The organism is Rhodoferax sp. (genome assembly GCF_023701345.1).
Taxonomy (GTDB): Bacteria; Pseudomonadota; Gammaproteobacteria; order Burkholderiales; family Burkholderiaceae_C; genus Rhodoferax.
In genome coordinates this window covers 1-4,595 of sequence record NZ_JAMPXE010000187.1, presented here as the reverse complement: position 1 = coordinate 4,595, position 4,595 = coordinate 1, and the positions used below count along the sequence as shown (strand labels likewise).

Below are 4,595 nucleotides of genomic sequence, written 5' to 3'. Positions count from 1 at the left end.
TTGAGCAGCGTGGTTTTACCGGAGCCGAGAAAACCGGTGAGGATGGTGGCAGGAATAAGGCTCATAGCAAGGCATATCGAAAGGGAGCGAGTGTAACGACCCCGGGCTGAAACTCATTTGCGCATCACCACCAATCCCTTAAGGTATTCGCCCTCCGGGAAATTGACCGTCATCGGGTGATCGGGTGCGCCGCCCATGCGCTCATGGATATAACCATCAACACCGGCATCGCAGCCCGCCGAAGCCACAATTTTGTGAAACAAATCGGCGCTGATGCCCCCGGAGCAGCTGTAGGTGAACAACACGCCGCCCGGCTCCAATAGCTTGAACGCCAGCCGGTTGATGTCCTTGTAGGCGCGTGCCGCACGCTCGGCATGGGCCACGGTCGGCGCAAACTTGGGCGGATCGAGCACGATGGCATCAAAGCCGCGGCCCTGTTCGATAAATTGGCGCAGCGAAGCATTCACGTCGGCATCCATGAAGGTCGTGCGACTGGCGGCAAAGCCATTCAAGGCCACATTGGCTGCCGCTTTTTCCAGCGCCGGGCCTGATGAATCAATGGACGTCACGTGGGCCGCGCCGCCGGTGAGCGCCGCCACGGTAAAACCGCCGGTGTAGCAGTAGCAGTTCAGTACCCGCTCAAACTTGAGGCGACGGGCGTAGTCGCAAAAGCGCTTGCGGCTGTCGCGCTGGTCCAGGTAAAAGCCGGTTTTGTGGCCGTCGGCAATGTTCACCGCCAGTTGCCAGTCGTGCTCCTGCAGGATCAGATCCACCCCGCCCTCGCCGCGCAGCCAGCCGGTGGTCTCGGGCAAGCCTTCCAACGCGCGGCTGCTGGCGTCGCTGCGCTCGTAGAGTTTGGTGAGTCCGGTGGTGGCCAGCAGCGCATCGGCGATCACGTCTTTCCAACGCTCCACGCCGCTGGAGGTGAACTGCGCCACCAGCGTGTCACCGTAACGGTCAACAATCAGGCCAGGCAGGCCATCCGATTCACCGTGCACCAGCCGCATGGCATTGCTGTGGATGTCGAAGCGGGTTCTGGCCTTGACGGCACTGGCACAGACGGCAGCAAAAAACGCCGCATCAATGCGCTGCGCCTCGTCAAAACTCCAGACCCGGGCGCGAATTTTGGAGGTCGGACTGAAAGCGGCCCAACCCAGAAACTGGCCTTGGTCCGACTCCACGCGCACGGTTTCGCCCGCATCCGCACCACCTTTGGCGATGGCCGATTCAAAAATCCAGGGGTGGCGGCGCAGCAGCGAGCGTTCTTTGCCGGCACGCAGGCGAACGGTTTTCAATAGGTGATCGCCATCGCAGGCACATCGACGCGGATCATCGGCTTGCCCAGGGCCGCGCTGACCGCGGCCACATAGTCAGTCGACCACTTGGCATCGCCCAGCAGCGCCGCACCCGCAGCCTGCGTCACCACCAGCACCTTGTCGGCCGTGAGCACTTTGCCACTGGCGCGCAAGGGCTCGCAGTCGAGGGCGGTGAACTGGTGATCCAGCCAGGCACGCGCGGCATCATGTGCCAGCGGCGCGCCGTCGGGCACATGAAAAGAAAATTCGACGCCTTTGTCCAGCACCACATTGATTTGCTTTTGCATAAATCACCTCTTGAATGAAATTGTCACCAGCCGCTATTTTGAACCACCTGAACCACCCGTTTTCAGATGGGCACGCGGATGGGCTGCATCATAGGCCTTGGCCAGGTGCTGGAAATCGAGCCGGGTGTAAATCTGTGTGGTGCTGATGTTGGCGTGACCCAGCAGTTCCTGCACGCCGCGCAGGTCGCTGCTCGACTGCAGCACATGGCTGGCAAACGAGTGCCGCAACATGTGCGGATGCACCGGCGCCGCCAGCCCGGCCTGCAAACTGCGCTGGCGCACGCGCTGCCAGATCGACTGCGCGGTCAGCCGGGTGCCGTTGCGACCGATAAACAATGCCGCATGGGACGTCGCACCCGGCACGACCGGACCAGGCAACACAGGCAAAGCACTGGCACGCAGCTCCAGCCAGGCCTGCAGTGCCTGCACCGCTTTGGCCCCAACCGGCACAATGCGCCGCTTGCTGCCCTTGCCCAGCACATGCGCTTCTCCCGCCTGCAAATCGACCCAGCCGCGCGCAACCTCACTGGCATAAACGTCGAGCCCGGTCAACTCACCCACCCGCAAGCCGCCACCGTACAGCAGTTCAACCATGGCCGCGTCACGGGCTTCCAGCCAGGGATGGTTGTCAGCAGCTTCAAAACTCGCCATTTGCACGGCGTCATCGACGCTCAGGGCCTTGGGCAGGGGTTTGCCAGCTTTGGGCGAGCGCACACCCAGCACCGGGTTGCTGGCCACCAGCCCTTCACGCCCGAGCCAGCTATAAAACCCGCGCCAACCCGACAAAATCAGCGCAATGCCTCGCCCGCTGCGGCCCCCGCTGTGCATTTGCGCAACCCAGCGCCGGATGTGGCTGGACTCCACCGCGGTCAAGCTGACACCAGCCTGCGCCGCATGGGCCGCCAGCTTTTCCAGGTCCAGGGTGTAGAGCGCCACGGTGCGCCCGGCCAAGCGCTTCTCAAAGCGCACATGGTCAAGATAACGCTGCACCAGCACATCCATGGGCGGGCTCGCCACTGGGTCAACGTCAGAATCTTGGATTGCCACGCTGCGCAATGACGGGACAAAACGAATATTGGCTAGCGCAGCGGCGACAGCGCGGCGCTGGCAAGTTCGGCAATGCGCGCCAGAAATTCGGTGCCCATGGTGCTGTTGAAGCGCTGGGCATCGGGTGAGGCCAGCACCAGCAGACCAAACGCCGGCGCGGCACTGCCGACAGGGCCGGCACGCAGCGGCAAAATGGCCAGCGAGGCCGCTGCCTTGGGGTCGGCTAGCCAACGAGTGGCCTCCAGACCCGTGTTGACACCACAAAATGGCTCGGTCAGGGAACTGGCAAAGAGCTTGGTATCTTCGCTCACGCCCTGCGCAAAAGCCGCGCCGGCATAGGCGGCATCCACGCCCCAGACCTTGATGCCGACTTGGGGCACGGCAAACTGGTCGGCCAGCTCGTCGGCCATCAACTCGGGCAAAGTGGCGGGGTCGGTGTTCAAAAACAGCGTGCGCGCCCACCGCAGCAGCTTGTCTGACAGCACCATGTTTTCGTTGACGTTGCGAATCATGTCCATGATGCGCAGCTCCAGCATCTTGATTTTTTCACGCAACATGTTGGCCTGGCGCTCCTGCAGGCTCACCGCGCGCTGGCTGTGCGGGCTGGTCAGCTGGACGGCCGCCAGCATCTCGGCATGGCGTTCAAAAAAATCAGGCGTATTGGCCAGGTAATTGGCAATATCGTCTTCGGTGATCGGGTTATTGATGGCGCTGGGCAGGGTTGAATTTGGCATGGTCAGGACGCGTTGGGGAAGTCGTTGGGAATTTCAATATCACCATGAAAAACGGTGGTGGCCGGGCCCGTCATCATGACCGGTTCGTTGCCACCCGCCCAGGCAATGGTGAGCACGCCGCCATGGGTCTGCACATCCACCTCAGCATCGAGCAAACCGAGCCGGATGCCTGCCACCACGGCGGCGCAAGCGCCAGAGCCGCAGGCCAGTGTTTCGCCGGCGCCGCGCTCAAACACCCGCAGACGGATCTGCCGGCGGTTTAGCACCTGCATGAAACCGGCATTGACCCGGTTCGGGAAAAACGGATGGTACTCAATCAAGGGCCCCTGCTGCAATACCGGGGCGGCACCGACATCATCCACCAGCTGAACCGCGTGCGGGTTGCCCATCGACAGCACAGCCACCAGCACCACCGTGTCCTGCCCCGACGTGACAAGCACCAGCGGCCATTGCTGCCAAGAACCGTTGGGCTGGGCCGGCACCTGACCCGGCGCGAACGGAATTCGCTCAGCCTCAAACACCGGCGCGCCCATGTTGACCGTGACGCGGCCATCGGGTTTAAGTACCGGCTCAATCACACCGCCCTTGGTCTGTACACGGATCGCGTCTTTGCGGGTCAAACCGGCGTCGCGCACAAAACGGGCAAAACAACGCGCGCCATTGCCGCACTGCTCCACCTCGGTGCCATCGGCATTGTGGATGAGATACTCAAAGTCAATGCCTGGTGCCGGTGACGGGCGCACTGACAGGATCTGGTCGGCGCCCACACCAAAGTGGCGGTCCGCCAGCCAGCGGTACTGCGCTGTGTTCAGACCAAAGCGGCTTTGGGTCTCATCGAGCACCACAAAGTCGTTGCCGGCACCTTGCATTTTGGTAAAGGGAATTCGCATGGGCTGGATTATCCACGCGCCGGCTCAGGGTGTTTGATGGCGTTTTTGACCAGCTTGTCGGCAACGGCAGCGGGGATATCGATGGCGCACTGGTCGGCCACTTGCAGCAGATACAGCAACACGTCGGCCACTTCATCGGCAATGCGCTCCTTCATCACCGGTTCAAGATGGGCGGCCTGCGATTCTTCTGCCGTCATCCACTGGAAAATTTCGGCCAGCTCGGCGGCCTCCACCAGCAGCGCCGTGCTGAGATTCTTGGGCGTATGAAAGGGCTGCCAGCGGCGCGCAGCGGCAAAATCACGCAATTTTTGTTGCAAGACC

At 62.1% G+C, this 4,595-nt stretch carries 7 protein-coding genes; all 7 read right to left on the bottom strand.

The features are described from left to right. A partial coding sequence (locus tag NDI87_RS16640) for a GTP-binding protein (RefSeq protein WP_296163825.1) occupies positions 1 to 65 on the bottom strand: 65 nt, incomplete at its 3' end. A 48-nt stretch (positions 66 to 113) separates the two neighbouring features. After that, on the bottom strand, positions 114 to 1,295 hold the full coding sequence (locus NDI87_RS16635) for a class I SAM-dependent rRNA methyltransferase (RefSeq protein ID WP_296276692.1): 1,182 nt from the start codon (positions 1,293 to 1,295) through the stop codon (positions 114 to 116). After that, positions 1,292 to 1,603, bottom strand: coding sequence for a hypothetical protein (locus tag NDI87_RS16630; RefSeq protein WP_296276691.1), 312 nt, complete (start codon positions 1,601 to 1,603; stop codon positions 1,292 to 1,294). Before NDI87_RS16630 ends, NDI87_RS16635 begins: the two co-directional genes overlap by 4 nt. Before the next feature lie 33 nt (positions 1,604 to 1,636). Next, entirely contained in the window at positions 1,637 to 2,605 is a 969-nt protein-coding gene (locus NDI87_RS16625; protein WP_296276694.1) for a tyrosine recombinase XerC, read from the bottom strand. A 77-nt stretch (positions 2,606 to 2,682) separates the two neighbouring features. Next, positions 2,683 to 3,384 (bottom strand): DUF484 family protein, encoded by a 702-nt coding sequence (locus NDI87_RS16620; RefSeq protein WP_296276690.1) that lies wholly within the window; start codon positions 3,382 to 3,384, stop codon positions 2,683 to 2,685. A 2-nt stretch (positions 3,385 to 3,386) separates the two neighbouring features. Next, the gene (gene dapF, locus NDI87_RS16615) at positions 3,387 to 4,274 is read right to left on the bottom strand and encodes a diaminopimelate epimerase (protein ID WP_296276689.1); all 888 of its coding nucleotides are present in this window, start codon (positions 4,272 to 4,274) and stop codon (positions 3,387 to 3,389) included. An 8-nt stretch (positions 4,275 to 4,282) separates the two neighbouring features. Beyond that, positions 4,283 to 4,591 carry a nucleotide pyrophosphohydrolase gene (locus NDI87_RS16610; protein ID WP_296276693.1) on the bottom strand — a complete coding sequence of 103 codons (309 nt, stop codon included), beginning with the start codon at positions 4,589 to 4,591 and terminating at the stop codon, positions 4,283 to 4,285. Positions 4,592 to 4,595 lie beyond the last annotated feature (4 nt).